Below are 24,719 nucleotides of genomic sequence, written 5' to 3'. Positions count from 1 at the left end.
GGACGGATGCCGGGACGAAACGCCCGGCATCCGTCGTGCACCCTCCTCGATTGGGATTCTTCGCGATCTTCCGGTAAAGTCTTGGAGGTTGACGGGGCTATAGCTCAGGCGGTTAGAGCGCTTCACTGATAATGAAGAGGTCCCAGGTTCAAGTCCTGGTAGCCCCACCCTGTAACTCAAGAAATCCCCTCCGGGGCCTTAGCTCAGTTGGTAGAGCGCCTGCTTTGCAAGCAGGATGTCAGGAGTTCGAATCTCCTAGGCTCCACACTGTGTTGAGACAGTTCGAGAAGGCCCCGCCGTGTGCGGGGCCTTCTCGTCTTCGGGGGGCGCGACCACCGGGCGCCTGGCCTCGACTCTGACGAAGAGGTTCGCCTCGCCCCTCGTGAGCATCCGCGTCCTGAACGCACCTCGGGAGGAGTTCGCACGCTCGGGCGGAGGATTCCTCGGGATTCCTCAGCCCGAACGCGTGTTCTCCTCCCGAACGACGAGAAGGCGGTTGCCGCGACCCGGCGCGTCAGAGCAGCTCGGCGACCGCGGCGGATGCCTGCGAGCGCACAGCCTCCCGTGCCTCGGCGGCCGTGCGGGCCTCGCGCGCGGCCGCGGCGAGACGCTGGCATTCGAGCTGCGAGTGCGCGGCCAGCGCGAGACGCACGGCCGGCACCTTCCCCGGCGCCATGGAGAGGCTGGTCACGCCGAGACCGACGAGCACGAGCGCCAGCAGCGGATCTCCGGCCGACTCTCCGCACACGCCGATCGGCTTCCCGGCGCCCCTGGCACCCTCGGCCGCGGCGGCGATCACGTCGAGCACCGCCGGCTGCCACGGATCGAGCAGGTCGGAGAGCTCCCCCTGCATCCGATCGGCGGCCATCGTGTACTGCGCGAGGTCGTTGGTGCCGAGGCTGCCGAAGTCGACCTCTCCCAGCACGTGGGCGGCGCGCAGCGCGGCCCCGGGCACCTCGATCATGACGCCCGCCTTCGCGAGCCCGTTCTCGTAGACGCGGCGGGCGAACCAGGCGGCCTCCTCGACCGTGGCGACCATCGGCGCCATCACGCGCACGTCGGCACCGGTGGAGCGCGCGGCGTTCGCGAGGGCCTCGAGCTGGGCATCGAGCAGCTCGGGACGCTCGGCGGAGAGCCGGAGGCCGCGCCGGCCGAGGGCCGGGTTCTCCTCGGGGCCGAGATCCGCGAACGTCAGCGGCTTGTCGGCGCCCGCGTCGAGCGTGCGCACGACGACGCGCCGCTCGCCGAACGGCTCGAACACCTGCCGGTAGATCTCGGTCTGCTCTTCGACGGTCGGCGCCCGATCGGCGGACAGGAAGACGAACTCGGTGCGGAACAGGCCGACTCCCTCGAGGTCCTGGGCCGCCGCCAGCACGGCATCCTCCACCCCGCCGATGTTGGCCAGCAGCGCGATGTGCAGGCCGTCGGCCGTGCGACCCGGTCCGGAGGAGGCGGCGAGGGCCGCCGCCCGGCGCTCGCGGCGCACGCGCTGGGCCTCGACGAACTCCGGGTCGGGGGCGATCATGACCTCGCCGGAGTCTCCGTCGATCGCGATCGGCGTCCCCGCGTCGATCTCGGTGGCACCCGCCAGCTGCACGACGGCGGGGATGCCCATCTGCGCGGCGAGGATGGCGGTGTGGCTGGTGCGCCCGCCGCCCTGGGTGACGATCCCCGCCACGAGGGCGCGGTCCAGCGTGGCCGTCTCGGCGGGGGCGAGGTCTTCGGCGACGATGATGCTCGGCTCGTCGAAGTCGGGAACCCCGGGCACGGGTACGCCGAGCACCGTGGCGATCGCCCGGGAGCCGACATCGCGCAGATCGGCGACGCGCTCTGCGAAGTACCCGCCCAGGGCCTCGAACTTCGCCGCGAACTCCTCGACGGCCGCCGCGATCGCCGTGGCGGGACCGCGACCGGCCTCGAGCTGCGCGTGGGCGGACTTCAGCAGCGAGCGATCGCGGGCGATCATCGCGGTCGCCTTCAGGATGCTCTGCGCGGTGTCGTGCACGCGGCCGGCCTTCTCGTCCAGCGCGGCGGCTACCGAAGCGAAGGCGGCCGTGACCTGGTCGCGGGCTGCGTCCGCATCGGCGGGCGCCGGCTCGTTCGCCGGCGGCCGGACCGGCGGTGCGACCTGCACCACCGGACCGTACGCGCTGCCCGGGCTGACCCCGATGCCCTGCCGCAGCCCCGAGCCGGTCGCCGACATCGTTACTCCGCGTCCAGGTCCGTCGAGAGCAGCTCGACCAGCCGGTCGAGCACGGCGTCGGCGCCGTCGCCTTCGGCGGTCAGCACGACCTCCTCGCCGTGCGTGGCGCCGAGCGCCATGACACCGAGGATGCTGCCGGCGTCGACGGCCTCTTCGCCGGGGCGGCCGATCGTGACGTCGAGGCCGGACTCCGCGGCAGCTTCGACGAAGAGCGCGGCGGGACGGGCGTGCAGACCGACGGACGAGGCGATGGTGACGGTGCGGGTTGCCATGATGATGTCTCCTTGAGGTTCAGTGAATCGAATCGTAGTGCCGCCGGATCAGGCGGCGACAGTCTCGGCGGTGTCCTGGCGGGCCGTGGCGATCGCCCGCTTCTGCGCGAGCGACTTCAGCGCGATGACGATGACCGCCATGATCACCACGCCGATGACGAGGGCGAGGAGGAACAGCAGCGGCTGTCCGATCAGCGGGAGCACCCAGATGCCGCCGTGCGGGGCGCGCAGCGTCGCGCCGAACAGCATCGCCAGGCCGCCGGTGACCGACGAGCCGATCACGGACGCCACGATGACGCGCACCGGGTCGGCGGCCGCGAACGGGATCGCGCCCTCCGAGATGAACGAGGCGCCGAGCAGCCACGCCGCCTTGCCGTTCTCCTGCTCCGGCTCGGAGAAGAGCTTCGCCCGCAGGGTCGTCGCGAGGGCCATCGCGAGCGGGGCGACCATGCCGGCGGCCATGACCGCTGCCATGATCTTGAGCTGCGGGGCATCGGTCGCGGCACCGGCGCTCGCGAGCCCGGCGGTGGCGAAGCCGTAGGCGACCTTGTTGACGGGCCCGCCGAGGTCGAAGCCCATCATCGCGCCGAGGATGAGCCCGAGCACGAGGGCGCCGCCGCCGGTGAGGCCGTTGAGCCCGTCGTTCATGGCGTTCATCAGAGCGACGATGGGGCGGCCGAGCAGGGTGATGAACAGGCCCGCCATGATGAGGGTGGAGAGCAGCGGGATGACGACCACCGGCATGACGCCGCGGACGCCCTTGTGGACCTTCCAGCTCGAGATCCAGCGGGCGACGAAACCGGCGAGCAGACCGGTGACGATGCCGCCGAGGAAGCCGGCGTTCATGGTCGAGGCGATGGCGCCGCCGACGATGCCCGGCACGAGGCCGGGGCGGTCGGCGATGCCGAAGGCGATGAATCCGGAGAGGATCGGCACGAGGAACCCGAACGAGGCGGCGCCGATCACGAAGAGCAGTGCGGCCCACGAGGTGAGGCTCACCGGGTTGAAGTTCTGCGCGATGTCGTACGCGTCACCGGAGGTGAGGTTGTACTTCACGATCTCGATGGCGCCCTGCTCGCCGAGGGCGATCTGGGACAGCATGAACGAGAGGGCGATGAGGATGCCGCCGGCGGCGACGAACGGGATCATGTAGGAGACACCGGTCATCAGCCACTGCCGCAGCTTCGTGCCCCACTTGGCGCCCTCGTCGACCTTGGTGGTCAGTCCTCCGGCCGAGGCGGCGGCTCCGGCACTCGCCGCGGCGGCCTTGGACGGGTCGGCGGCCCACTCGGCCGCGAGGTCGGCCGCCTGCGCGACGAGCTGGGGGCCGTCGGAGATGGCCCGCTTCACGCCGACGTCGACGGTCGGCTTGCCGGCGAATCGACCGCGGTCCTTCACTTCGAGGTCGTGGGCGAAGATCACGGCGTCCGCCTCGGCGATCTCCGCCGCGGTCAGCGGGGTCGAGCCTGCCGAGCCCTGCGTCTCGACCTTGATCGAGTGCCCTGCCGCCGCGGCGGCCCGCTCGAGCGCCTCGGCCGCCATGTACGTGTGCGCGATGCCGGTCGGGCAGGACGTCACCCCGACGAAGCGAAGCGGGCGAGAGGTGGATCCAGCGGCCGAGGGCGCAGCGGGGGCCGCGGCATCCGCCACCGGCTCGGACGCCGGGGTCTCCGCCGCCTTCGGCTCCGCGGCCTTCGGTGCGTCGAGCTGGACGTGCTGTCCGACGATCTCGACGACCTCGGCCTCGGTGGTCGCGCCGAGCAGGGCCTCGCGGAAGTCCTCGCGCATCAGCGCGCGGGCGAGCTTCGGCAGCATCTGCATGTGCGCATCGCCGCCGTCGACCGGGGCGGCGATGAGGAACACCAGCCGGGCGGGGCCGTCCTTCGCTCCCCAGTCGATGCCGTCGAGGGTACGGCCGAACACGAGGGAGGGCTCGGTGATCGCGGCGCTGCGGGCGTGCGGGATGCCGATGCCGCCGGGGAGTCCGGTGGCCATCTTGGTCTCGCGCTCGCGGACGTCGGCGAGGAACGCCTCGAGGTCGGTGCATCGGCCGGTGGCGACCAGGCGCTCGGCCAGCGCTCGCGTGGCCTCGTGCCGGTCGGCGCCGGTGAGCTCGAGGACCACCTGCTCTTCTTCGATCAGTGGCATTTCGGTTCCTTTCGTGGGGGAGAGTGCGGCCCGCGGTCAGTCGCGGACGGGAAGCGTGGGGTCGAGGTCGTGGGCGAGCTCGACGTGGATGCCGTCGAGATCGGCCGGCGAGGGCACCTGGCTGCCGGGCAGCCGGACGGCGGCCGCGCCCCAGCGCACGCCCTCGGCGAGAGCGTCGGCGGGTGCGAGGCCGGATTCGAGGCCGTGCAGGAGGCCCGCGAGCATGCAGTCGCCGGCGCCGACCGTCGAGACGGGGTCGGTGATGACGGCACGCGCATGCGCGAGGACGCCGGGGCCGACGAGCACGGCGCCGTCGCGGCCGAGGCTCACGGCGACGAGCTCGATGCCGCCGGCGATGAGCCGCCTGGCCTCGTCGATCACCGCGCCGAGGGTGTCGAGCTCGCGGCCGGCCAGTTCGGCGAGCTCCTCGCGGTTGGGCTTCACGAGGGTGGGGCGGGCGCCGACGGCGGCCGCGAACGGCTCACCGGAAGAATCGACGACCACGCGGATGCCGCGGGCGCGCGCCCTTTCGACGAGCCCCGCGTAGAGGTCCGCCGGTGCGCCGGGGGGCAGGCTGCCGCAGCCGGCGACCCAGGAGGCCCCGCGTGCGACCGCCTCGTCGAGCGTGGCGTCGAGCAGCGCGTCGGCCTCGGCGGCGGTGAGAAGCGGACCCGGCTCGTTGAGCTTGGTGGTGGTGCCGTCGGGTTCGAGGATGCTCGTGTTCATGCGGATCGCGCCGGAGACGGTCACGGCGCGGCGCGCCACTCCGGCGGCATCCAGCAGGGCGTCGAGGAGTGCGCCCTCGGGACCGCCGACCGGAATCACGGCGACGGCATCCGCGCCCATGGCGGTCAGCGCGCGTGCGACGTTGACGCCCTTGCCTCCCGGGTCGATGCGGCTGGACTCGGCGCGCAGCACCCTGCCGCGCGTGAGCGCATCGACGGCGACCGCGCGATCGATGCTGGGATTGGGGGTCAGCGCGACGATCATGCGAGCACCACCTTCGGGCCGACGGCGCGGATCTCCTCGGCGATGTCGGCGTCGAGCTCTGCGTCGGTGATGAGCACGTCGACCTCCTCGAGGGTGGCGAAGCAGTGCAGCTGCACCGCGTCGGCCTTGCTGGAATCCGCCACGACGACGGTCGTGCGACCGGCCCGGAGCATGGCGCTCTTGGTGGCCGCCTCGGTGTGGTCGGGGGTGGTCGCGCCGGTTGTCGCACCGAAGCCGTTCGCACCGAGGAAGGCCACGTCCACGCGGAGGCCTGCCAGCGCCGTCTCGGTCCACGGTCCGACCGCCGCACCGGTGGTCGGACGGACGCGACCGCCCAGCTGCAGCAGCTCGATCGACGGCCGTGCGGCCAGCAGGGCGCCGATCGCCGGGCTGTTGGTCACGACGGTGAGCGCGAGTCCCGGCGGCAGCGCCTCGGCGATCGCGAGCGTGGTGGATCCGGCGTCAAGGAGCACGGTCGCCCCCTCGGCGATCTCCTCCAGGGCGCGAGTCGCGATGCGCCGCTTCGCCTCGGTGCGCCGGCCGAGGCGTGCGTCGAACGTCGGCTCGGCCTCGAGGCGCTCGACCGGGATCGCTCCGCCGTGCACGCGGCGCAGGAGTCCGCGGCGCTCGAGCGCGGAGAGATCGCGGCGAATGGTCTCCGGGGTGACGTCCAGGGCCTCGGCCGTGCCGGCCACCTCGACGCGGCTCGCAGCGCGCGCCATCTCGAGGATGCGCTGCTGTCGCTCGGCTGCGTACATTCCGGGCCCCTTCGTCCTGTCGGCGCCGCGTCTTCGGTGATCGCGGCCGCCGTAGCCACGATTGTGACACACACTCAAACCGAAGTAAAGAAATTCAGAAGTTTGTTTGTGTTGGTTTGGAGGTCAGCGATTCCGCGCCGCGAACCGCTCCCGCGTGCCGGCATCCGCCACGTACACCACGAGCTGCACATCGGCGAGGTCCGAGGGGCGCAGCTGGTGGTGCTCGAACACGAGACGGCCGAGCGACGGATGCCGGAACACGCGCTCGCGAGACTCGAAGCCGCCCACGCCGTGGCTCTCCCACCGCTCGCGGAACTCGGGGCTGGCCTCCATGAGCCGGCCGACGAGGTCGCGATAGCGGGGGTCGCCCAGCCGGGGACCGGCCTCGGCGCGGAACTCGGCGAGGAACCGGCGGCTGGTGTCGTCCCAGTCGTCGAGCAGCTCCCGCACCGCGGGGTCTGTGAAGATGAGCCAGAGCAGATTCCGGTCCTCGGGTGCGATCGTGCCGACGCTGGGATACAGCGCCTCGTACGCGGAGTTCCAGCCGGCGATCCCCCAGTCCGGCGCGAGCGCGTAGGCCGGATGCTCATCGAGCGCGTCGAGGAACCGCTGCACATGCGCCGGCGCCGTCTCGACCGCGGTCACCGCGCCCGGCCTGGTGGGGGCGAAGCCGGCGAGGGTGAGCACGTAGTCGTGCTCGGCGACGGTCAGGTGCAGCGTCGTGGCGACGGCATCCAGCACCTGCCGTGACGGGTTGATGTCGCGTCCCTGCTCGAGCCAGGTGTACCAGGTGACGCTCACGCCGGAGAGGAACGAGATCTCCTCGCGACGCAGGCCGACCGTGCGCCCGCGCCCCGCCGGCGGGAGGCCGAACGAGGCCCGGTCGAGCTTCTCGCGCCGAGCGCGCAGGAAGGCGCCGAGCTCCTTGCGCTGCTGCTCGTCGGTGGCCATGACACAAACCTAGTGCTCTCACTACTAGTATCAACGCCGACTTCCCCCGTCACCGACCACGCTCCACAGTGGAAGAATGCCCACCCCTCTTCGCTCCCGCACCGTCACCCACGGCCGCAACGCCGCCGGTGCCCGCGCCCTGTTCCGTGCCGCCGGCGTGAACGCCGCCGACTTCGGCAAGCCGATGATCGCCGTGGCGAACAGCTTCACCGAGTTCGTCCCCGGCCACACGCACCTGCAGCCCGTCGGCCGCATCGTCTCCGACGCCATCTCGGCCGCCGGCGGCATCCCGCGCGAGTTCAACACCATCGCCGTCGACGACGGCATCGCGATGGGCCACGGCGGGATGCTCTACTCGCTGCCCTCCCGCGACCTCATCGCCGACTCCGTCGAGTACATGGTCAACGCGCACCAGGCCGATGCGCTCGTCTGCATCTCCAACTGCGACAAGATCACCCCCGGCATGCTCATGGCGGCGCTGCGCCTGAACATCCCCACGGTGTTCGTCTCCGGCGGCCCGATGGAGTCCGGACGCGCGACCCTCGTCGACGGCACCGTGCGCACCCTCGACCTCGTCGACGCGATCTCCGAGGCCGCGAACGACACGGTGTCGGATGCCGACATCCAGCGCATCGAGGAGAACGCCTGCCCGACCTGCGGCTCCTGCTCCGGCATGTTCACGGCGAACTCGATGAACTGCCTCGTCGAGGCGCTCGGCCTCGCCCTCCCCGGCAACGGCTCGGTGCTCGCTACCCACACCGCCCGCCGCGCGCTCTACGAGAAGGCCGGCGAGGTCGCCGTGCAGATCACGAAGGCGTTCTACGACGAGGACGACGCCTCGGTGCTCCCCCGCGCCGTCGCGAGCCCCGCCGCCTTCGCGAACGCCATGGCCCTCGACATCGCCATGGGCGGGTCGACGAACACGATCCTGCATCTCCTCGCCGCCGCGCACGAGGCCGGCATCGACTTCGGCCTCGACGAGATCGACGCCATCTCGCGCCGCGTCCCCTGCCTGGCGAAGATCGCCCCGAACCCGGCGTACGGCCGGATGTATTACATGGAGGACGTGCACCGCGCCGGCGGCATCCCCACCATCCTCGGGGAGCTGCACCGCGCCGGACTCCTCAACGAGGACGTCTCCTCGATCCACTCCGAGTCGCTGGCGAGCTGGCTCGCCGACTGGGACATCCGCGGAGGAACGGCGACCGAGACCGCGCAGGACCTCTGGCACGCGGCTCCCGGCGGCGTGCGCTCGTCGAGCGCGTTCTCGCAGTCCGAGCGCTGGGCGGAGTTGGACACGGATGCCGAGGGCGGCTGCATCCGCTCGGCCGAGCACGCCTACTCCGTGGACGGCGGCCTCGCCGTGCTGCGCGGCAACCTCGCGGTCGACGGCGCCGTCGTGAAGACCGCCGGCGTCGATCCGTCCATCCTCGTGTTCTCCGGCCCCGCCGTGGTCTGCGAGTCGCAGGAGGAGGCCGTCGCGAAGATCCTCGGCAAGAAGGTGCAGCCCGGCGACGTCGTCGTCATCCGCTACGAGGGCCCGAAGGGCGGCCCGGGCATGCAGGAGATGCTGCACCCGACCTCGTTCCTCAAGGGCCGCGGTCTCGGCAAGGTCTGCGCGCTCGTCACCGACGGCCGCTTCTCCGGCGGCACCTCGGGTCTCTCCATCGGCCACGTCTCCCCGGAGGCGGCGAGCGGCGGCATCATCGCGCTGGTCGAGGACGGCGACATCATCGACATCGACATCCCGAACCGCGGCATGAGCCTGCGCGTCGACGACGCCGTGCTCGAGGAGCGCCGCGCGCGCCTGCTGGAGAACGGCGGCTACCGCCCGGTCGAGCGGCAGCGCCCGGTGTCTCTCGCGCTGCGCGCGTACGCGGCGATGGCGACCTCGGCCGACCGCGGCGCCGTGCGCGACGTCGAGGCCGTCGAGCGCGCGATGCGCGAGCAGGAGCTCCGCGCCGCCGCCCTCGTCTGACGCCCGCTCGGGAGGAGAACGCCCGCTCGGGAGGAGCATCCGCACGGATTCCCCAGCCCGAACGGGACTTCTCCTCCCGGGCCGAGGGATGTCGCGGCCTCCTCTTTCCCCACGGTCACTGCCAGACTGGGCACATGAGCCTTCCCCACGCCGACATCGATCCCGACGGACTGCTGGAGTACTCGGTCGTGTTCACCGACCGGTCGCTGAACCACATGTCCGCCCGCTTCATCGGCGTCATGCAGCAGACCCTCGGCATCCTCTGCGAGGCGTACGGGGCGGAGAGCGCGGCGATCGTGAACGGCGGCGGCAGCTACGCGATGGAATCGGTGGCGCGTCAGCTCGCCACCGGGCGGCGAGTGCTCGTCGTGCGCAACGGGCTCTTCTCGTACCGGTGGTCGCAGATCCTCGAGATGGGCGGCATCAGTGCGGCCACGACCGTCTGCCAGGCCCGCCCGGCAGATGACGGGCTGCAGTCCGCGTGGGCCCCGATGCCGATCGAGGAGGTCGTCCAGACCATCCGCGCCGGGAAGCCCGAGGTCGTGTTCGCCCCGCACGTGGAGACCGCCGCCGGGATGATCCTCCCCGACGAGTACGTGCGCGCGCTGGCGGATGCCGTGCACGAGGTCGGCGGCGTGCTCGTCCTCGACTGCATCGCCTCCGGCGCGATGTGGGTTGACATGGGCGCGCTCGGCGTGGACGTGCTCATCAGCGCCCCGCAGAAGGGCTGGTCCGGCACGCCGGGCGCCGGCTACGTGATGCTGAGCGCCGCCGGACGCGCCGCCGTCGAGGCGGGCACTGCGACGAGCTTCGCGATGGATCTCGGCCGGTGGCTGTCGATCTCGGACGGCTACCGCGAGGGCTCCGCGGGCTATCACGCGACGATGCCGACCGACTCGATCACCCGCAACCTCGCGCAGATGATCGAGACCCGCGATCGCGGGTTCGGCATCCTCCGCGAGGCGCAGATCGACCTCGGCGGCCGGGTGCGCGCCCTGCTCTCGGCCCGCGGACTCCCCTCCGTCGCCGCACACGAGTTCGCCGCACCAAGCGTGGTCGTCGTGCACACCGACGACCCGGCGCTGAAGAACGGCGCGCGCTTCCGCGAGCAGGGGCTGCAGATCGCCGCCGGCGTGCCGCTGCACTGCGGCGAGCCGGAGGGCTTCTCCACGTTCCGCGTCGGCCTGTTCGGGCTGGACAAGCTCGGAGACGTCGACGGCACCGTCGCCCGGCTCGGGGCCGCCCTCGACGCGATCGGTCGCTGAGTCCGCACGTCGTCGCGACCGGCTGGGGGATGCTCAGACCGCGGTGAGCCCGTGCGCGACGGTGTTCAGCCGCTCGCAGCCCTCGGCGGTGACGACGACGATGTCCTCGATCCGCGAACCCCACCGGCCGGGGAAGTAGATGCCCGGCTCGACGCTGAACGCCATGCCCTCGCGCAGCACGAGATCGTTGCCGGGGGCGATGTACGGCTCCTCGTGCACCGAGACGCCGATGCCGTGACCGGTGCGGTGCAGGAAGGCCTCGGCGAGCCCGGCATCCGCGAGCACCTGACGGGCGGCCGCATCCACCTGCGCAGCGGTCACCCCTGGGCGCACGGCATCCACGGCGGCCTGCTGCGCGCGCACGAGCACGGCGATGCGCTCGGCCGCCTCCGGGTCCGCGGAGCCGACGACGTAAGTGCGGGTGCTGTCGGAGTTGTAGCCGCTGGGCACGGCGCCTCCGATATCGACGACCACGACATCCCCGTCCTCGATCACCCGGTCGGAGACCTCGTGGTGCGGGTCTGCGCCGTTCGGGCCCGAACCGACGATGACGAACTCCACCGTGCGGTGGCCCTCTGCGACGATCGCCTCGGCGATGTCGGCGGCGACCTCGCGCTCGGTCCGGCCGGCCCGCAGCCACTCCGGCACTCGGCGGTGCACGGCGTCGATGGCAGAGCCGGCGCGACGAAGCTCCGCGATCTCGGCGGCGTCCTTGATCATCCGGCCTTCGCGGAGCACCGGCGTCGCGAGCTCGAGGCCGACCCCGAGGCGGTCGCCGATCGGGATGACGTGCAGGGCCGGCAGCGCGTCGGAGACGCCCACCCGGGAGACCGCGCCGACCACGGCGGCGACGAGCTCGTACGGGTCTTCGCCGTCCACCCAGTCGGACACGGCGAGACCGAGCTCGCCCACGGCGGTGCTGCGCACCTTCGCCAGCTCCATGCGCGGCACCACGACCTCCGGACGGATGCCGGGGCCGAGCACGAGCGCCGTGAGGCGCTCGATGGTGTCGCCCTCGACGCCGACCAGATACTGCAGGTCGGGGCCCGGTCCCACGACGATCGCATCCAGCCCCGCCTGCGCGGCGAGGGCGGCGGCGCGGTCGAGCCGGGCGGCGTACACGGAGGCGGGGAACGGCGGTGTGCTCACCGGCACAACGCTACCCCCGCCGGCGTCGCCCGTAGGATCGGAGGGTGCTGATCGGTCTGATGCGTCCCGTCGAAGTCCAGTCCGTCTCCGTCGAGGGAACGGATCTCGCTGACATCCAGGCGCAGCTCGAGGCGCAGCGGCCGGAGGGCTTCGACATCGTGTCGTCCCCGGTGGAGATGATCAAGGGCGCCGCGGTGCTGAAGGCCGTCGGCACCTTCGCCCGCCGCGACCAGGTCACCGAGGTCGAGGCCGAGGACCTGGACGCCCTTCTCGCGAAGGTTCCCGACGGCTGGCAGCTTCTGAACGTGCGGAAGGCCTGACGCTCAGCGCCGCCGGCGCACCCCCTCGGCGAGCTGTGCGAGCGCCGTCGCCGTGGCATCCCAGCCCATGCAGGCGTCGGTGACGCTCTGCCCCCTGACCAGGCCGGCCGGGCCCCGCGTGACGTCGAGCTTCTGGGCGCCGGCGACGAGGTTGCTCTCCAGCATCACGCCGGCGACCGCAGCGCCGTCGACCGCGATCTGCTCGGCGAGCTCGGCGGCGACCTCCGCCTGGCGCAGGTGATCCTTGCCGCTGTTGCCGTGGCTTGCGTCGACGACGAGCCGGTCTGCGAGTCCGGACGCCGACAGACGCTCCGCGGCCCGCCGCACGTGTTCGGCGTCGTAGTTCGGCCCGTCCGCTCCGCCGCGCAGGATGATCCCCGCGTCCGGGTTGCCGGTCGTCGTCACCAGGCTCGCCCTCCCGTCGGCGCCGATGCCGAGGAACGCCTGTGGAGCGGATGCCGCGGCGGCGGCATCCAGCGCGACCTGGAGTCCGCCGTCGGTGCCGTTCTTGAACCCGATCGGCATCGACAGGCCCGAGGCGAGCTGACGGTGGATCTGGCTCTCGGTGGTGCGCGCGCCGATCGCACCCCAGCTGATGAGGTCGGCGGTGTACTGGGGGCTGATCGGCTCGAGGAACTCGGTGGCGCACGGCAGGCCGAGGGCGGTCACGTCGCGGAGGAAGGCCCGCGCCATCCGCAGCCCGGCCCGGATGTCGTGGCTGCCGTCGAGATGCGGGTCGTTGATCAGGCCCTTCCAGCCCACCGTGGTGCGGGGCTTCTCGAAGTAGGTGCGCATCACGATGAGCAGGTCGTCGCGGTGCTTCTCGGCCTCGCGCACCAGGCGGCCGGCGTACTCGAGTCCCGCCTCCGGGTCGTGGATGGAGCAGGGGCCGACGACGACCAGGAGACGGTCGTCCTCACCGGCCATGATCCGGCGGACCTCGTCGCGGGTGCGGGAGACGAGAGCGGCGCGCTCATCTCCGACGGGGAGCTCCGCTTCGATCTCGGCCGGAGACGGGATGGTGGTGAAGCTCGCGACGTGCAGGTCGGCGGTGGCGTCGAGCGTGGCGGGCTGGTTCATGCTGTGGGTCCTGTCCTGATGAGGGCGGACCCGATGCAGAGCCCGCCGAAACGGCGAAGGGCAGAGCGGATGCTCTGCCCTGTCGGCTCTGAAGGTGTCGGTACGCGTCAGTCCCGCGACGGCCCCTCCAGAGCCGACTCGAAATACGCATACCAACGGGTCATGGAAGAAGACCCTACCCCATCGCGCGGACCTCAGCTCACCGCATGACGGATGCGCTCGGCGAGGAACTCCCGGTTCTCGGGGGTGAGCTCGAGCACCGCGTAGGCCGTGGGCCACAGGGTGCCGTCATCGAGGTTCGCCTGCTGCTCGAAGCCGAAGGTGCCGTAGCGGGTCTTGAACTTGCTCGCCGGCTGGAAGAAGCAGAGCACCTTGCCGTCCCTCCCCCACGCCGGCATGCCGTAGTAGGTGCGCGGGACGAGCTCGGGGGCGACCTCGGAGACGAGCTCGTGCAGCCCGGTGGCGATGGCCTGGTCGGCAGCGGTGAGCTTCTCGATCGCCGCCTTGATGTCTGTCTCGCCCTCGGCGCGGACCTCCTCCGGCGACTTCTTGGCGCGCGAGCGCGCTGTCCTCTTCTCCGCGGCGGCGGCCTTCATGGCGTCGCGCTCCTCGGCGGTGAAGTTCTTCTCGTGGTCGGCCATGGGGAGTCCTTTCCTGGGGTGTCGTCCTCAGACTACGGATGCCGCTCCACCGGGTGCTTCTCGATTCCTGATCGATGCCGTGCGACTGCGGCCGGGCCTGTGCTCGCGGGCGGATAGGGTGTGAGCCATGGACATGCGCGTCGCGGCATATGCGGTCGTCACCGACGACGCCGACCGGATCCTGCTGGCCCGCTGGACCGAGGGGCGCCGGGTGGCGTGGACGATGCCGGGGGGCGGACTCGAACCCGGCGAGGACCCCGAGGCGGCCGTGCGACGCGAGCTCCGCGAGGAGACGGGCTACACGGTCAAGGTCGGAGAGCTGCTCGGCATCCACTCCCGGGTGATCCCGGCGACGCAGCGGGTGACGACCTCGGATCAGCCGCTGCACACGCTCCGGATCGTCTATCGCGCCACGGTCACCGGCGGACGGCTGCGCTTCGAGCGGGACGGGTCGACCGACATGGCCGAGTGGTTCTCGCGCAGCGCGGTGGCCGAGCTGCAGCGGGTGAAGCTCGTCGACATCGCGCTGCGGATGGCCGGCATCTTCTGACGCGGCCGTCAGCTCACGACGAGGATCTCCCCGCCGCGCCGCCCACCACGGCGGCATGGCGGAGGCGCAGTCCGTCGAGCAGGGCGGCGAAGCCGAGCTCGAACGAGGCGACGGCACTGGTGGACTCCTCGTGCTCCGGGGCGAGGGCCGCGTGCACCATGGTGAGCTCGCCGGGCACCGACGACTGGGCGAGCATGTCGCTCGGTGCGACGATGTCGAGCGCCGAGCCGAGCACGTGCGCCTCGACCGTGCGCATCACCGCGACCGCGTCGCCGAGCGGCCAGCCCGCGGCGATCAGGGCTCCGATGACGACGTCGTACATCGCGAACGTCGAGATGTCGCGGATCGGGGACGTCGCGAGGATGCGGATGAGGTTCGGGTGCGCGGCGAACGCCGTGAGGTACGAGCGCGCCCAGCTCTCCAGCGCGGCATCCCAAGCCTGCACCGAGAACGCGGACGTGTCGATGCTCTCGACGATCCTGCCGCGCATGAACTCGATCAGCTCTTCGCGGCTGCCCACGTGGTTGTAGAGCGAGGACACCTGGCGGTGCACCCTCGCCGCGAGCGAGCGCATGGTCAGCGCCTCGCTGCCGTGCTCGTCGACGATCGCGAGTGCGGCGGTGACGAGCTGCTCGCGATTGACGGTCGACATGTTCCCCCTCGGCTCTTCCCCCTGCGGCAGTGGAGAGTGTAACCTCGCGTCCATCGTACGAACATTGTTCGTACGGCGGAAGCCCATCGATCGAGAGCGACGCAATGACCGCGATCCACTTCTCCGGCGGAACCATCTGGCGGGGGGCCGGCAACGCCCCCGCGAGATCCCTCCTCGTGAGCGACGGCGTGATCGTCGCGCTCGACGAGGAGGCGGATGCCGCAGCCGAGGCCCTTCGACGGGCCGAGGGCGCCGTCGAGCCGGTCGATCTCGCGGACGGCTTCCTGATGCCCTCGTTCGGCGACGGGCACGCGCATCCGCTGTTCGGCGGACTCGAGGCCGAGGGACCCGCGGTGAGCACCTGCACGACCGTCGCCGGGATCCAGGAGGCCGTCGCCCGGTACGCGCAGGAGCACCCCGGGGACGGCTGGATCTTCGGCGCCTCCTACGATCCGGCCATCGTCGAGGAGGGACTCTTCGATGCGCGGTGGCTCGACGAGGCGGTGCGCGATCGGCCGGTCGTGCTGCGCGCGCACGACTACCACACGGTGTGGGTGAACTCGAGGGCGCTCGAGCTCGCGGGCATCGACGCCGCCACGCCGGAGCCCGTGCTCGGCGAGATCCCGCGCCGGCCGGACGGGACCCCGCTGGGCACGCTGCGCGAGTGGGGTGCCGTGGACCTCGTGCTGGACGCCGCCGGGCCCCGGCCGCGGGAGCAGCGGATGCGGGCGCTGGAGCGCGCCGGCGCCTACTACCTCGAGCGCGGGGTCACCTGGGTGCAGGACGCCTGGGTCGAGCCAGGTGACGTCGACACCTACCTGGCCGCCGCCGAGCGCGGACTCCTCCCCGTGCGGTTCAACCTGGCCCTGTACGCCGACCCGCGGCGCTTCCCGGCGCAGCTGCCCGCGATGCGCGACGCACGCCGCCGCGTGGAGGAGCTCGGCTCTCCGATGCTCACGGCGCACACGGTGAAGTTCTTCGCCGACGGCGTCATCGAGTCGGGCACCGGCGCGCTCCTCGAGCCGTACTGCTCCGGGATGCACGATCACGGCATGTCCGTCTGGCCGGGCTCCGCACTCGAGGACGCCGTGCGGGCCGTCGACGCGGCGGGCTTCCAGGTCCACATCCATGCGATCGGCGACGCGGCCGTCCGCCAGGCGCTGGATGCGATCGAGCGGGCGATCGAAGTCAACGGACCGCGCGACCGGCGCCCGGTGATCGCGCACGCGCAGCTCGTCGACGACGCCGATCTCCGCCGCTTCGCCGAACTCGGCGTCATCGCCTGCATGCAGCCGCTGTGGGCGCAGCTCGACCCGCTGATGACCGTGCTGACCGTGCCGAGGCTCGGCCAGGAGCGCGCAGACCGGCAGTACCGGCTCCGCTCGATCGACGAGACGGGGGCGCTGCTCTCGTTCGGCAGCGACTGGCCGGTCAGCTCGGGCGCGCCCCTGGACGGCCTCGCCATCGCCGTCTCACGACGCACCGCGGACGGCGTGCCCGACGGCGGCTGGACGCCGCACGAGATCGTCCCGGTCCCGGTCGCGCTGGACGCGTACTCGACGGCGGTCGCCCACCAGGCCTTCGCCGACGACGCCTCGCACGGACGCGAGAGCTGGGGGCGCATCGAGCCAGGTGCGAGCGCCGACCTGGTGCACCTCGCCCGCGATCCGCGGGATCTCCCGGCCGCTGAGCTCGCCGCCGTCGGCATCATCGCCACATACCTCGCAGGAGAAGCCCGATACCGCGCCACACCGTAGTGGTGCGCCAGAAAGGATCCGCCATGTCCCAGGAACCGATTCCCCCGGCGCCGACGCCGGCGACCGAGGCGACCGCCCAGGTCACAGCCGGCCGCTTCCGCCGCGTGCTCGGCGTGCCATCGCTCGTGCTGTTCGGGCTCGTCTACATGGTGCCGCTCACCGTGTTCACGACCTACGGCATCGTCACCCAGCTGACCGGCGGACGGGTGGCCTCGGCGTACATCATCACGCTCGTGGTGATGATCTTCACCGCCCGCTCCTACGCCCGCATGTCGGTCGCGTACCCGTTCGCCGGATCCGCCTACGCGTACACGCAGCAGAGCTTCGGCGGCGCCGTCGGCTTCCTCGCGGGCTGGGCGCTGCTGCTGGACTACCTGTTCCTGCCCATGATCAACTACCTCGTGCTCGGGCTGTACATGGGCGCCTCGTTCCCCGGCATCCCGTCCTGGCTGTGGGTCGTGGGCGCGATCGCGATCGTCACCGTCCTGAACATCGTGGGCATCGTCTCGATCGCCCGCGCGAACTTCGTGATCATCTTCGTGCAGGTGGTCTTCATCGCGCTCTTCCTCGCCTTCGCGTTCGCCGCGGCGGCGGGCAACGGCGTCGACCCGCTCGCTCCGTTCGCCGGTGACGGCACCGTCGACGGACTCGCCCCGCTCTTCTCCGGTGCCGCGATCCTCTGCCTGTCGTTCCTCGGCTTCGACTCGGTCTCCACCCTCTCCGAGGAGGCGAAGGACCCGACGCGCACCGTCCCGCGGGCCATCATGATCGCGACGATCTCCGCGGGGCTGCTCTTCATCCTGCTCGCGTACGCGGCCCAGGTCGGCTTCCCGTCGAACGACTTCGCGTCGGTCGACACGGCATCCATCGACGTCGTCACCGCCGTCGGCGGTCAGCTGCTGGCCAGCCTGTTCGTCGCCGGCTATGTCGCGGGCTGCCTCGGCTCAGCGCTCACCTCGCAGGCGTCCGTCTCCCGGATCCTCTTCGCGATGGGTCGCGACGGAGTCCTGCCGCGTGCCGTCTTCGGCCGTCTGAACAAGCGCTACGGCACCCCAGTCGTGGCGATCCTGATCGTCTCCGCGGTGTCGCTGCTGGCGCTCGTGTTCGACCTGACCCTGCTCAGCGAGATGATCAGCTTCGGCGCCCTCATCGCCTTCTCTGCGGTGAACCTCTCGGTGATCAAGCACTACTTCATCGACCGCGGGGAGCGCGCGGGCATCCTGCTGCTGAGGAACCTGATCCTGCCGCTGATCGGCTTCGGACTGACGATGTGGCTGTGGACGAGCCTGTCGGGACGGACGTTCATCGTCGGCCTGTCGTGGCTGGCGCTCGGCGTCGTCATCCTGGCCATCGTCACCCGCGGATTCCGCCGGCCGACGCCGAAGCTCGACCTGAAGGAGTAGTCCCCGATCCGGAGGAGGAGCGCCTAGGAGCGATCCTCCTCCGGCACGGTGATGTCGGCCACCGTCGCGCCGTACGCTGCGATGAGCGCGTCGGCGTCCACGAACAGGCTGTACCCGTGCGCGCCCGCGCCCATGGCGATGCGCTGTCCGACGATGGACTCGTCGGCGTACACCGGCCAGTCGGTGGTGCTGCCGATCGGCACGATCGTGCCGCGCTCGTAACCCGTGGCGGCCAGCGCCAGCTCCGGCTCCGGCAGCCGCAGCTTGTTCACGCCGACGACAGCGCGCAGCTTCGGCCACGAAATGGATCGTCCGCCGGGGACCAGTGCGAAGAGGTAGGTGTCGTCCGAGCGCTTGACGACGAGGGTCTTCACGATGCCGGACGGCGGGATGCCGAGGATCTCGGCGGCCTCGACGAGACTGCGCGCGGCGGGCCGCTCGCGGATCTCGATCTCCAGGCCGCGGGATGCCGCGGCATCCGTCACCCTGGTGTGCCCCTCGACGGGCTCAGGGGCCGGTGCGAGGGCCTCCGTGCTCACGCGTCGGGCGCGGCCAGCGGGTCGTCCGCCACCCAGAGCTCGTCGTCGGCGCGCAGCGTCTGCCAGGCGGCGTAGAGCACGCCGATCGCCGCGGCCGCGCCGAGGACGAGGGCGACGACCGAGCCGAGGCCCGGACCCTTCTTCTCGGGAACGGCGGCCTTGCGCACCGTCCTCACCACGCCGTGGCGCTTGGCGTTGGCGACGTCCCAGGCCGAGAGCGCGGTGCCGACGACACCGCCGACGATCGGGACCACCTTGTCGTCGACGACGTGCCTGCCGAAGCGCACGCCCTGGTCGACGACGGGGGCGACGCGACGGTTGATCGTGTCCTGGACGACGGGACCGACCTGCTCGCGGCCGAAGTTGCCGAGCTGACGACCGGCTTCGCGGGCGACATCGGCGGCGTGCCCGACGAGCACCTGCTGCGCCTCCCAGAGGTGGGTGGCGTCATCCTGAAGACGACGCAGTTCCTTCTTCCGCTTGCGGCTGAGGCTCACGATGCTCTCCTGTCCATTGGAGTACGGGTTCACCATCTTGCCACGCCTGCCTGGATGGGGGGAGGGAATCGCCGCCCCTTGCGTCATCGCCCGCGAAGGGGTACATCCGGCCGACTCACCGGAAGCTCTGCGAGAATGTGGGCATGCCTCACGCTTCTCACGTCGCAACCCTGCACACCAACCACGGTGACATCGTCATCAACCTCTTCGGCGACCACGCCCCGAAGACGGTCAAGAACTTCGTCGGCCTCGCCGACGGCACCCAGGAGTGGACCGACCCCGCCACCGGCAAGCCGGGCGAGGGCCCCCTGTACAAGGACGTCATCTTCCACCGCATCATCCCGAACTTCATGATCCAGGGCGGCGACCCGCTCGGCCAGGGCATCGGCGGCCCGGGCTACAACTTCGACGACGAGATCAACATGGAGCTGAACTTCAACTCCCCGTACATCCTCGCCATGGCCAACGCCGGCCTTCGTCGCAACGCCATCACCGGCAAGGCGGAGGGCACCAACGGCTCGCAGTTCTTCATCACCACGGACCCGACCCCGTGGCTGCAGGGCAAGCACACCATCTTCGGCGAGGTCGCGGATGATGCCTCGAAGGCCGTCGTCGACGCGATCTCGGCCGTCCCGACCGCCGCCGGCGACCGCCCCGTCGAGCCGGTCGTCCTGCAGTCGATCGACATCGTCGCCGCCTGACGCCGCGGCTGGCCGATCCGGATGACGACGCCTGAGTTCGCGGACAACCGCGACAACTTCTGCTACCGGCATCCGGATCGGCAGAGCTTCGTGCTCTGCCAGCGGTGCCTCCGCACGATCTGCCCGGAGTGCCAGACACAGGCCCCGGTCGGGGTCATCTGCCCCGAGTGCATGAAAGAGGAGCGCAAGAACCGCACCCCCGCGCAGAAGCGCGCCGCCCGCCGCTGGGGAGGAAGCGGCGGCACCATCGCCGCCGTGCGCCACGGCAGGCCCGTCGTCACCTACACGCTCCTCGCTGTGACCTCGTTCATCGGGCTGCTCCAGCTGATCCCTGGCGTCGGCGACGCCATCACCGATCAGCTCTACTTCGCCGCCCCGTACCTCTTCCCGCAGCTCTCCGTGTTCCCGTTCGAGCCGTGGCGTCTGCTCACCGCAGTGTTCGTCCACGGCGGCTTCATCCACCTCGCGCTGAACATGCTCGCGCTGTGGATGCTGGGGCAGACTCTCGAGCCGATGCTGGGCCGCGCCCGCTTCCTCGCGCTCTACCTGATCAGCGGGCTCGGCGGCTCGGTCATGGCGGCCTGCCTCGCCCCTCTCACAGGACTGGTCGGCGCCTCCGGTGCGATCTTCGGACTCATGGCCGCGCTGCTCATCATCGGCCGCCACCTCGGCGCCAACGTGACGGGGATCCTCGTGGTCCTCGGCATCAACTTCGCGTTCGGCTTCTTCGCCGGCGGCATCTCCTGGCAGGCGCACCTCGGCGGAGCGATCACCGGAGCCCTCATCGCCTTCGCCCTCACGCGCACCCGGCGCCGCGAGCAGCGGATCTGGCAGATCATCCTGCTCGGAGTTATCACCATTCTGTTGACAGTCGTGGTGTTCGTCGTTCCGCCGCTGATTCTTTTGGCCTGATCGAGAGTTGTTAACAGAGTTCTCAACCCCTGTGAATAACACCGGTGTAATTCTCCCCAGCTGTGTATAGAACTGTGGATAACTCTCGCTCGGCATGACCTGCGTGGGTCGGACTCCGGGATGTTCCCTTTGTTCGCAGAGCGGGTTCCCTCCCGCTTCGCGGGCCCCTCCCGATGCTCACTCCGGGAACATCCCTCCGTCCTCGGTCGCACGAGGTCAGGGCTCGCTGCACACAAAAAGAAGGGCCCCCGCGATGCGGAGGCCCTTCACAAGAGTCGGATGCCGGTCAGCGCCAGCGCGTGGTCATCAGGAAGCCGATGAGGGCGATGCCGAGGCCGATCGCCAGGTTCCAGTTGTCCAGGCCCGGGATCGGGAACTGCATGCCGGAGATGTAGAAGACGAGGATCCACGCGAGCCCCAGCAGCATGAAGCCGATCATCACCGGCTTGAACCACACGGCGTTGGGCGCGGCTTCGCCTTCGCTGCGCGGCGCTTCGGGTTCTTCGGTCTTGCGGTCTCGTGCCATGCCGACATCATACCCGTGACGGTCCGGCGCCACCGAGCGCCCCGCGCCCGCTCCGGCGCAGCGCCGCGGGATAGGATCGCGCCATGACCGCAACTGTGGACTCCGGCATCCGGCGCGCCCGCCGCGCCCGGCTGCGGTCGCGCGCCACCGTCACCAGCGTGCTCGGCGAGCTGCTGCTCACGTTCGGAGTGGTCCTCCTGCTCTTCGTGGCGTGGCAGATGTGGATCGGGGACATCATCATCGCCGCCCAGAAGAACGAGGAGGGCGCCGCGATCTCCCGACAGCTGGCCGAGGCTCCGGCGCCCGAGCCGCCGCCCCTGATCGAGAAGGACGACGGCACCACCTACTACGAGCCGGTGATCCCCGAGCCTCCGGCGGATGCCGAATGGCTCGCGCAGATGCACATCCCCCGCTTCGGCGCCGACTACAACGTCGGGGTGTTCGGCGGCACCAGCCGGGCGCGCACCCTGGACAAGCTCGGCATCGGCGTCTACAAGGACTCGAGGATGCCGGGAGAGGTGGGCAACTTCGCCCTCGCCGGCCACCGCACGACGTGGGGAAAGCCGTTCAACCAGCTCGACAAGCTGCACCTGAACGACGCGATCGTCGTCGAGACCCCTGACGGCTGGTACACATACCGGTTCCGCACCCTGGAGTACGTCAAGCCGAGCCAGGTCGACGTGCTGCTGGACGTGCCGCAGATGCCCGGCGTCTCGACCGGGGAGCGCTACATCACGCTGACCGCCTGCTCTCCGCTGTACTCCCTCGCGGAGCGCATCGTCGCGTATGGCGTGTTCGAGAGCTTCCAGCCCAGGGCCGAGGGACCGCCCGCGTCTCTCACCGACCCGCCCCCGCCCCCGGCCGCCCCCTCGGTGTAGACCCGAGCGACGAAGGAGAACACGATGTACGCCGCGCTCTGGCGCCTGCTTCCCGGACCCTGGTGGGTGCGGCTGCTCATCTTGCTTGCGCTCGTCGCGGCAGTGCTCTACGGGCTCTTCTTCCACGTCTTCCCCTGGGTGAGTCCGCTGGTCACGCCGGGCGAGGTGGATCTCGAATGACCAGGGTCCTCGTCGTGGACAACCACGACAGCTTCGTGCACACCCTCGTCGGGTACCTCCGCGAGCTCGGCGCCGAGGTCGAGCTCATCGAATCGGACGCGACGGACGCCGACGGCCTCGAGGCCCTGCTCCCCGCGTTCGACGCCCTCCTGCTCTCCCCCGGCCCCGGGAGGCCGAAGGACGCCGGGGTGTCCGTCGAGGCCGTGCGGATCGCGGCCCGGCGGCGGATGCCGCTGCTCGGCGTCTGCCTCGGTCACCAGGCCATCGGCGAGGCTTTCGGCGCCCCCGTCACCGAAGCCCCGGAGCTCATGCACGGGATGGTGTCGTCGGTCGGCCACGACGGCTCGGCGCTCTTCGACGGCATCCGCTCCCCCTTCGACGTGGGCCGCTACCACTCGCTGGCCCTCGCCTCCTCCGCACTGCCCGCCGAGCTCGTGGTCACCGCGCGCGCGGAGGGCGGCACCGTGATGGCGCTCGCACACGCCGAGCTGCCCATCCTCGGCGTGCAGTTCCACCCCGAGAGCGTGCTCACCGAGGGCGGTTACCGGCTCCTCGCGAACTGGCTCGCGATCTGCGGGGACGCGGATGCCGTCGCCCGCTCCGCGCACCTCGATCCGCTGCGCGGGCGCTGAGGATCAGCCGGCGGCGGCGGCGCAGTAGCGCAGCTCGATCGTCGAGCCGATGGGCACATCTCCCGGCGCCGCCGACATCGACACGATCGTCGGCGGGCTGGTCGCGGTGCAGTCCTGCAGTTCGACGGGCGCGGCCGTGAGGCCGATGCTCTCGACCTCCGCCTTCGCGGCGTCCAGGGTCCAGCCGGTGACGTCGGTCAGCGTGACCTTGCCGCTCGCGACCACGAGGTTCACGACCGTCCCGGGTTCCACCTCGGAGTCGGCCTCCTCGCTGGCCTCCATCACCGTGTCCGCGGCGAGGCTCTTGTCGCTGCGCTGGATCACCGTGCCCGGTTCGAGCCCGGCCTCCTTCAGCGCCGCCTTCGCCGCTTCGAGCGACAGGCCCTCCAGGGTCGGCACCACCACCGTCTCCTTGCCGGATGAGACGTAGATCGTGACCGAGTCCCCCTCCTCCAGCGACGTACCCGCCTCCGGGTCGGTGCGGATGACGTTGCCCTCCACGATCTCGGAACTCGGTTCCAGCACCAGCTTCGCGGTGAGGTCGAGCTCGCCCAGGTCCTCCTGCGCGCGCTCGGCGGAGACGCCTGCGAGGTCGGGGACGATGCGGGCTGTCGTCGGCACGTCCGGGCGCATGCTGATGGTGACGACCCAGAACAGGATCGAGGCGAGCAGCACGATGAGCAGGGCCACGCCCGCCCAGACCCAGGCGACCGGCGGTCCCGACTGGGTGCGCGCCATCGTCGTGTCGGTGCTGAGCTGGCGCAGCGAACGCGCGGTCTCCTGCGCCTGGCGCGGGCTCGGACCGTAGAGCTCGCTGGTGAGCGCACCGATCTCCTTGCGACTCGGCGCGCGGCCGGCGACGGCGGCGTCGAGTGCGGCGCGGAAGTGCGCAGCATCGGGATAGCGCTGATACGGGTCCTTCGCGAGCGCCCGCAGCACGATCGGGTCGAGGGCACGAGGGGACGCCTCGTTCACCTCGGTCGGCGGCACCGGCGTCTCGCTGACGTGCTGGTACGCGACCGCCACCGGGGACTCGCCGCGGAAGGGCTGGCGCCCCGTGAGGAGCTCGTAGAGCACCACACCCGTGGAGTACAGATCGGCCCGGGCGTCGACCGGCTCGCCCTTGGCCTGCTCGGGCGAGAAGTAGGCGGCGGTGCCGATGATCTGGGTGGTCTCGGCGACCGTGGACGAGGAGTCGGAGACGGCACGGGCGATGCCGAAGTCCATCACCTTGACCTGACCCTTGTCGGTCACCATCACGTTGCCCGGCTTGATGTCGCGGTGCACGACGCCGGCGCGGTGCGAATAGTCCAGCGCCTCAAGGATGCCGTCGACGTAGCGGACCGCATCCTCCACCGGCACCGGACCTGACGCGATGATGTCCTTCAGCAGCGTGCCGCTGATGAGCTCCATCACGATGTAGGGAGGCTCCTCCGAGCCGCTGTCGGCCGTGGAGGGATCGCCCGCGTCGTACACCCGCACGATCGACGGGTGCGACATCCGCGAGGCCGACTGCGCCTCCAGCCGGAAGCGCGTGCGGAAGGCGGTGTCGCGGGCGAGCTCCGGGTCGAGGATCTTGATCGCCACCGCGCGTCCGAGCGTCAGATCGTAGCCGCGGTACACCTTCGCCATGCCCCCATGCCCGATGAGCTCGTCGACGCGGTATCGACCCGCGAGCACGCGTGGCTCTGTGGACACGGAAGGGACCCCCTGGTACGACCTGATGAAACTGCTCTC

25 protein-coding genes and 2 tRNA genes are annotated in these 24,719 nt (G+C 71.0%); 13 read left to right on the top strand and 14 right to left on the bottom strand.

The features are described 5' to 3' along the window. Positions 1-93 precede the first annotated feature (93 nt). Both G6G98_RS13550 and G6G98_RS13545 read left to right on the top strand, forming a co-directional pair. Positions 94-167: transfer RNA gene (locus G6G98_RS13550), tRNA-Ile, on the top strand. A 25-nt stretch (positions 168-192) separates the two neighbouring features. Then, positions 193-265 (top strand) — tRNA-Ala (locus tag G6G98_RS13545). A gap of 249 nt (positions 266-514) precedes the next feature. On the opposite strand, the gene ptsP is transcribed toward G6G98_RS13545, so the two are convergent. From ptsP to G6G98_RS13515, 6 genes are all read right to left on the bottom strand, one after another. Beyond that, positions 515-2,203, bottom strand: coding sequence for a phosphoenolpyruvate--protein phosphotransferase (ptsP, locus tag G6G98_RS13540; RefSeq protein WP_164233998.1), 1,689 nt, complete (start codon positions 2,201-2,203; stop codon positions 515-517). Positions 2,204-2,205: 2 nt separating this feature from the next. Next, positions 2,206-2,475, bottom strand: coding sequence for an HPr family phosphocarrier protein (locus G6G98_RS13535; protein WP_067357012.1), 270 nt, complete (start codon positions 2,473-2,475; stop codon positions 2,206-2,208). 48 nt (positions 2,476-2,523) lie between these two features. After that, positions 2,524-4,623 (bottom strand): PTS fructose transporter subunit IIABC, encoded by a 2,100-nt coding sequence (locus tag G6G98_RS13530; protein ID WP_164233999.1) that lies wholly within the window; start codon positions 4,621-4,623, stop codon positions 2,524-2,526. Between the two features lie 36 nt (positions 4,624-4,659). After that, entirely contained in the window at positions 4,660-5,613 is a 954-nt protein-coding gene (pfkB, locus tag G6G98_RS13525; RefSeq protein ID WP_067357005.1) for a 1-phosphofructokinase, read from the bottom strand. After that, positions 5,610-6,371 (bottom strand): DeoR/GlpR family DNA-binding transcription regulator, encoded by a 762-nt coding sequence (locus G6G98_RS13520; protein WP_164234000.1) that lies wholly within the window; start codon positions 6,369-6,371, stop codon positions 5,610-5,612. The genes pfkB and G6G98_RS13520 overlap by 4 nt, the downstream gene beginning before the upstream one ends. Positions 6,372-6,494: 123 nt before the next feature. Then, positions 6,495-7,322 carry a helix-turn-helix transcriptional regulator gene (locus G6G98_RS13515; protein ID WP_164234001.1) on the bottom strand — a complete coding sequence of 276 codons (828 nt, stop codon included), beginning with the start codon at positions 7,320-7,322 and terminating at the stop codon, positions 6,495-6,497. A gap of 76 nt (positions 7,323-7,398) precedes the next feature. On the opposite strand from G6G98_RS13515, the gene ilvD reads away from it, so the two are divergent. Both ilvD and G6G98_RS13505 read left to right on the top strand, forming a co-directional pair. Further along, on the top strand, positions 7,399-9,300 hold the full coding sequence (gene ilvD, locus G6G98_RS13510) for a dihydroxy-acid dehydratase (protein ID WP_164234002.1): 1,902 nt from the start codon (positions 7,399-7,401) through the stop codon (positions 9,298-9,300). Positions 9,301-9,434: 134 nt separating this feature from the next. Then, complete coding sequence (locus G6G98_RS13505; RefSeq protein WP_164234003.1) at positions 9,435-10,565, top strand: aminotransferase class V-fold PLP-dependent enzyme; 1,131 nt, start codon at positions 9,435-9,437, stop codon at positions 10,563-10,565. Between the two features lie 33 nt (positions 10,566-10,598). Here G6G98_RS13505 and G6G98_RS13500 read toward each other — a convergent pair whose 3' ends face one another. After that, positions 10,599-11,714 carry a M24 family metallopeptidase gene (locus G6G98_RS13500; protein WP_208321496.1) on the bottom strand — a complete coding sequence of 372 codons (1,116 nt, stop codon included), beginning with the start codon at positions 11,712-11,714 and terminating at the stop codon, positions 10,599-10,601. Between the two features lie 44 nt (positions 11,715-11,758). Here G6G98_RS13500 and G6G98_RS13495 point away from each other — a divergent pair, with 44 nt between their 5' ends. Then, the gene (locus G6G98_RS13495) at positions 11,759-12,034 is read left to right on the top strand and encodes a hypothetical protein (protein WP_067356990.1); all 276 of its coding nucleotides are present in this window, start codon (positions 11,759-11,761) and stop codon (positions 12,032-12,034) included. Positions 12,035-12,037: 3 nt separating this feature from the next. On the opposite strand, the gene G6G98_RS13490 is transcribed toward G6G98_RS13495, so the two are convergent. Continuing rightward, a complete protein-coding gene (locus G6G98_RS13490; protein WP_164234005.1) occupies positions 12,038-13,114 on the bottom strand; it encodes a 3-deoxy-7-phosphoheptulonate synthase in 1,077 nt (358 codons plus the stop codon). Between the two features lie 194 nt (positions 13,115-13,308). Continuing rightward, complete coding sequence (locus G6G98_RS13485; protein ID WP_164234006.1) at positions 13,309-13,755, bottom strand: hypothetical protein; 447 nt, start codon at positions 13,753-13,755, stop codon at positions 13,309-13,311. Between the two features lie 127 nt (positions 13,756-13,882). On the opposite strand from G6G98_RS13485, the gene G6G98_RS13480 reads away from it, so the two are divergent. Further along, entirely contained in the window at positions 13,883-14,305 is a 423-nt protein-coding gene (locus tag G6G98_RS13480; RefSeq protein WP_164234007.1) for an NUDIX hydrolase, read from the top strand. 13 nt (positions 14,306-14,318) lie between these two features. Here the strand turns inward: G6G98_RS13480 and G6G98_RS13475 are convergent, their stop codons facing one another. Continuing rightward, on the bottom strand, positions 14,319-14,957 hold the full coding sequence (locus G6G98_RS13475) for a TetR/AcrR family transcriptional regulator C-terminal domain-containing protein (protein WP_164234008.1): 639 nt from the start codon (positions 14,955-14,957) through the stop codon (positions 14,319-14,321). 104 nt (positions 14,958-15,061) lie between these two features. Between G6G98_RS13475 and G6G98_RS13470 the strand changes: the two genes are divergently transcribed. Both G6G98_RS13470 and G6G98_RS13465 read left to right on the top strand, forming a co-directional pair. Then, positions 15,062-16,714 (top strand): amidohydrolase, encoded by a 1,653-nt coding sequence (locus G6G98_RS13470; protein ID WP_164234009.1) that lies wholly within the window; start codon positions 15,062-15,064, stop codon positions 16,712-16,714. Positions 16,715-16,737: 23 nt separating this feature from the next. Beyond that, positions 16,738-18,117 (top strand): APC family permease, encoded by a 1,380-nt coding sequence (locus G6G98_RS13465; RefSeq protein WP_164234010.1) that lies wholly within the window; start codon positions 16,738-16,740, stop codon positions 18,115-18,117. 23 nt (positions 18,118-18,140) lie between these two features. Here the strand turns inward: G6G98_RS13465 and G6G98_RS13460 are convergent, their stop codons facing one another. Together G6G98_RS13460 and G6G98_RS13455 are read right to left on the bottom strand one after the other, a co-directional pair. Then, positions 18,141-18,602 (bottom strand): aminoacyl-tRNA deacylase, encoded by a 462-nt coding sequence (locus G6G98_RS13460; RefSeq protein WP_208321502.1) that lies wholly within the window; start codon positions 18,600-18,602, stop codon positions 18,141-18,143. Positions 18,603-18,652: 50 nt separating this feature from the next. After that, complete coding sequence (locus G6G98_RS13455) at positions 18,653-19,153, bottom strand: DNA helicase (RefSeq protein ID WP_067357353.1); 501 nt, start codon at positions 19,151-19,153, stop codon at positions 18,653-18,655. Positions 19,154-19,296: 143 nt separating this feature from the next. On the opposite strand from G6G98_RS13455, the gene G6G98_RS13450 reads away from it, so the two are divergent. Beyond that, positions 19,297-19,854 (top strand): peptidylprolyl isomerase, encoded by a 558-nt coding sequence (locus G6G98_RS13450; protein ID WP_067356969.1) that lies wholly within the window; start codon positions 19,297-19,299, stop codon positions 19,852-19,854. 21 nt (positions 19,855-19,875) lie between these two features. Then, a complete protein-coding gene (locus tag G6G98_RS13445) occupies positions 19,876-20,766 on the top strand; it encodes a rhomboid family intramembrane serine protease (protein WP_164234011.1) in 891 nt (296 codons plus the stop codon). 286 nt (positions 20,767-21,052) lie between these two features. On the opposite strand, the gene G6G98_RS13440 is transcribed toward G6G98_RS13445, so the two are convergent. Continuing rightward, on the bottom strand, positions 21,053-21,292 hold the full coding sequence (locus G6G98_RS13440; protein WP_067356962.1) for a cell division protein CrgA: 240 nt from the start codon (positions 21,290-21,292) through the stop codon (positions 21,053-21,055). An 83-nt stretch (positions 21,293-21,375) separates the two neighbouring features. Between G6G98_RS13440 and G6G98_RS13435 the strand changes: the two genes are divergently transcribed. From G6G98_RS13435 to G6G98_RS13425, 3 genes are read left to right on the top strand one after another with little or no spacing between them, the layout of a single operon-like run. After that, positions 21,376-22,170, top strand: coding sequence for a class E sortase (locus G6G98_RS13435; RefSeq protein WP_164234012.1), 795 nt, complete (start codon positions 21,376-21,378; stop codon positions 22,168-22,170). 24 nt (positions 22,171-22,194) lie between these two features. Beyond that, the gene (locus G6G98_RS13430; RefSeq protein WP_166706104.1) at positions 22,195-22,350 is read left to right on the top strand and encodes a hypothetical protein; all 156 of its coding nucleotides are present in this window, start codon (positions 22,195-22,197) and stop codon (positions 22,348-22,350) included. Next, positions 22,347-22,982 carry an anthranilate synthase component II gene (locus tag G6G98_RS13425; RefSeq protein WP_164234013.1) on the top strand — a complete coding sequence of 212 codons (636 nt, stop codon included), beginning with the start codon at positions 22,347-22,349 and terminating at the stop codon, positions 22,980-22,982. The genes G6G98_RS13430 and G6G98_RS13425 overlap by 4 nt, the downstream gene beginning before the upstream one ends. 3 nt (positions 22,983-22,985) lie before the next feature. Here G6G98_RS13425 and pknB read toward each other — a convergent pair whose 3' ends face one another. Beyond that, positions 22,986-24,680, bottom strand: coding sequence for a Stk1 family PASTA domain-containing Ser/Thr kinase (pknB, locus tag G6G98_RS13420; RefSeq protein WP_164234014.1), 1,695 nt, complete (start codon positions 24,678-24,680; stop codon positions 22,986-22,988). Positions 24,681-24,719 lie beyond the last annotated feature (39 nt).

It is taken from the genome of Microbacterium hydrocarbonoxydans (assembly GCF_011752045.1).
In the GTDB taxonomy this organism is placed as follows: Bacteria; Actinomycetota; Actinomycetes; order Actinomycetales; family Microbacteriaceae; genus Microbacterium.
The sequence above is the reverse complement of the archived record's forward strand: the minus strand, read 5'-3'. Positions and strand labels throughout refer to the sequence as shown.

Bases quoted from the DNA above. Each gene is read 5' to 3' on its own strand.
- ptsP (WP_164233998.1), bottom strand. From the start codon at position 2,203: ATGTCGGCGACCGGCTCGGGGCTGCGGCAGGGCATCGGGGTCAGCCCG.
- G6G98_RS13535 (WP_067357012.1), bottom strand. From the start codon at position 2,475: ATGGCAACCCGCACCGTCACCATCGCCTCGTCCGTCGGTCTGCACGCC.
- G6G98_RS13530 (WP_164233999.1), bottom strand. From the start codon at position 4,623: ATGCCACTGATCGAAGAAGAGCAGGTGGTCCTCGAGCTCACCGGCGCC.
- pfkB (WP_067357005.1), bottom strand. From the start codon at position 5,613: ATGATCGTCGCGCTGACCCCCAATCCCAGCATCGATCGCGCGGTCGCC.
- G6G98_RS13520 (WP_164234000.1), bottom strand. From the start codon at position 6,371: ATGTACGCAGCCGAGCGACAGCAGCGCATCCTCGAGATGGCGCGCGCT.
- G6G98_RS13515 (WP_164234001.1), bottom strand. From the start codon at position 7,322: ATGGCCACCGACGAGCAGCAGCGCAAGGAGCTCGGCGCCTTCCTGCGC.
- ilvD (WP_164234002.1), top strand. From the start codon at position 7,399: ATGCCCACCCCTCTTCGCTCCCGCACCGTCACCCACGGCCGCAACGCC.
- G6G98_RS13505 (WP_164234003.1), top strand. From the start codon at position 9,435: ATGAGCCTTCCCCACGCCGACATCGATCCCGACGGACTGCTGGAGTAC.
- G6G98_RS13490 (WP_164234005.1), bottom strand. From the start codon at position 13,114: ATGAACCAGCCCGCCACGCTCGACGCCACCGCCGACCTGCACGTCGCG.
- G6G98_RS13485 (WP_164234006.1), bottom strand. From the start codon at position 13,755: ATGGCCGACCACGAGAAGAACTTCACCGCCGAGGAGCGCGACGCCATG.
- G6G98_RS13480 (WP_164234007.1), top strand. From the start codon at position 13,883: ATGGACATGCGCGTCGCGGCATATGCGGTCGTCACCGACGACGCCGAC.
- G6G98_RS13475 (WP_164234008.1), bottom strand. From the start codon at position 14,957: ATGTCGACCGTCAATCGCGAGCAGCTCGTCACCGCCGCACTCGCGATC.
- G6G98_RS13470 (WP_164234009.1), top strand. From the start codon at position 15,062: ATGACCGCGATCCACTTCTCCGGCGGAACCATCTGGCGGGGGGCCGGC.
- G6G98_RS13465 (WP_164234010.1), top strand. From the start codon at position 16,738: ATGTCCCAGGAACCGATTCCCCCGGCGCCGACGCCGGCGACCGAGGCG.
- G6G98_RS13450 (WP_067356969.1), top strand. From the start codon at position 19,297: ATGCCTCACGCTTCTCACGTCGCAACCCTGCACACCAACCACGGTGAC.
- G6G98_RS13445 (WP_164234011.1), top strand. From the start codon at position 19,876: ATGACGACGCCTGAGTTCGCGGACAACCGCGACAACTTCTGCTACCGG.
- G6G98_RS13440 (WP_067356962.1), bottom strand. From the start codon at position 21,292: ATGGCACGAGACCGCAAGACCGAAGAACCCGAAGCGCCGCGCAGCGAA.
- G6G98_RS13435 (WP_164234012.1), top strand. From the start codon at position 21,376: ATGACCGCAACTGTGGACTCCGGCATCCGGCGCGCCCGCCGCGCCCGG.
- G6G98_RS13430 (WP_166706104.1), top strand. From the start codon at position 22,195: ATGTACGCCGCGCTCTGGCGCCTGCTTCCCGGACCCTGGTGGGTGCGG.
- G6G98_RS13425 (WP_164234013.1), top strand. From the start codon at position 22,347: ATGACCAGGGTCCTCGTCGTGGACAACCACGACAGCTTCGTGCACACC.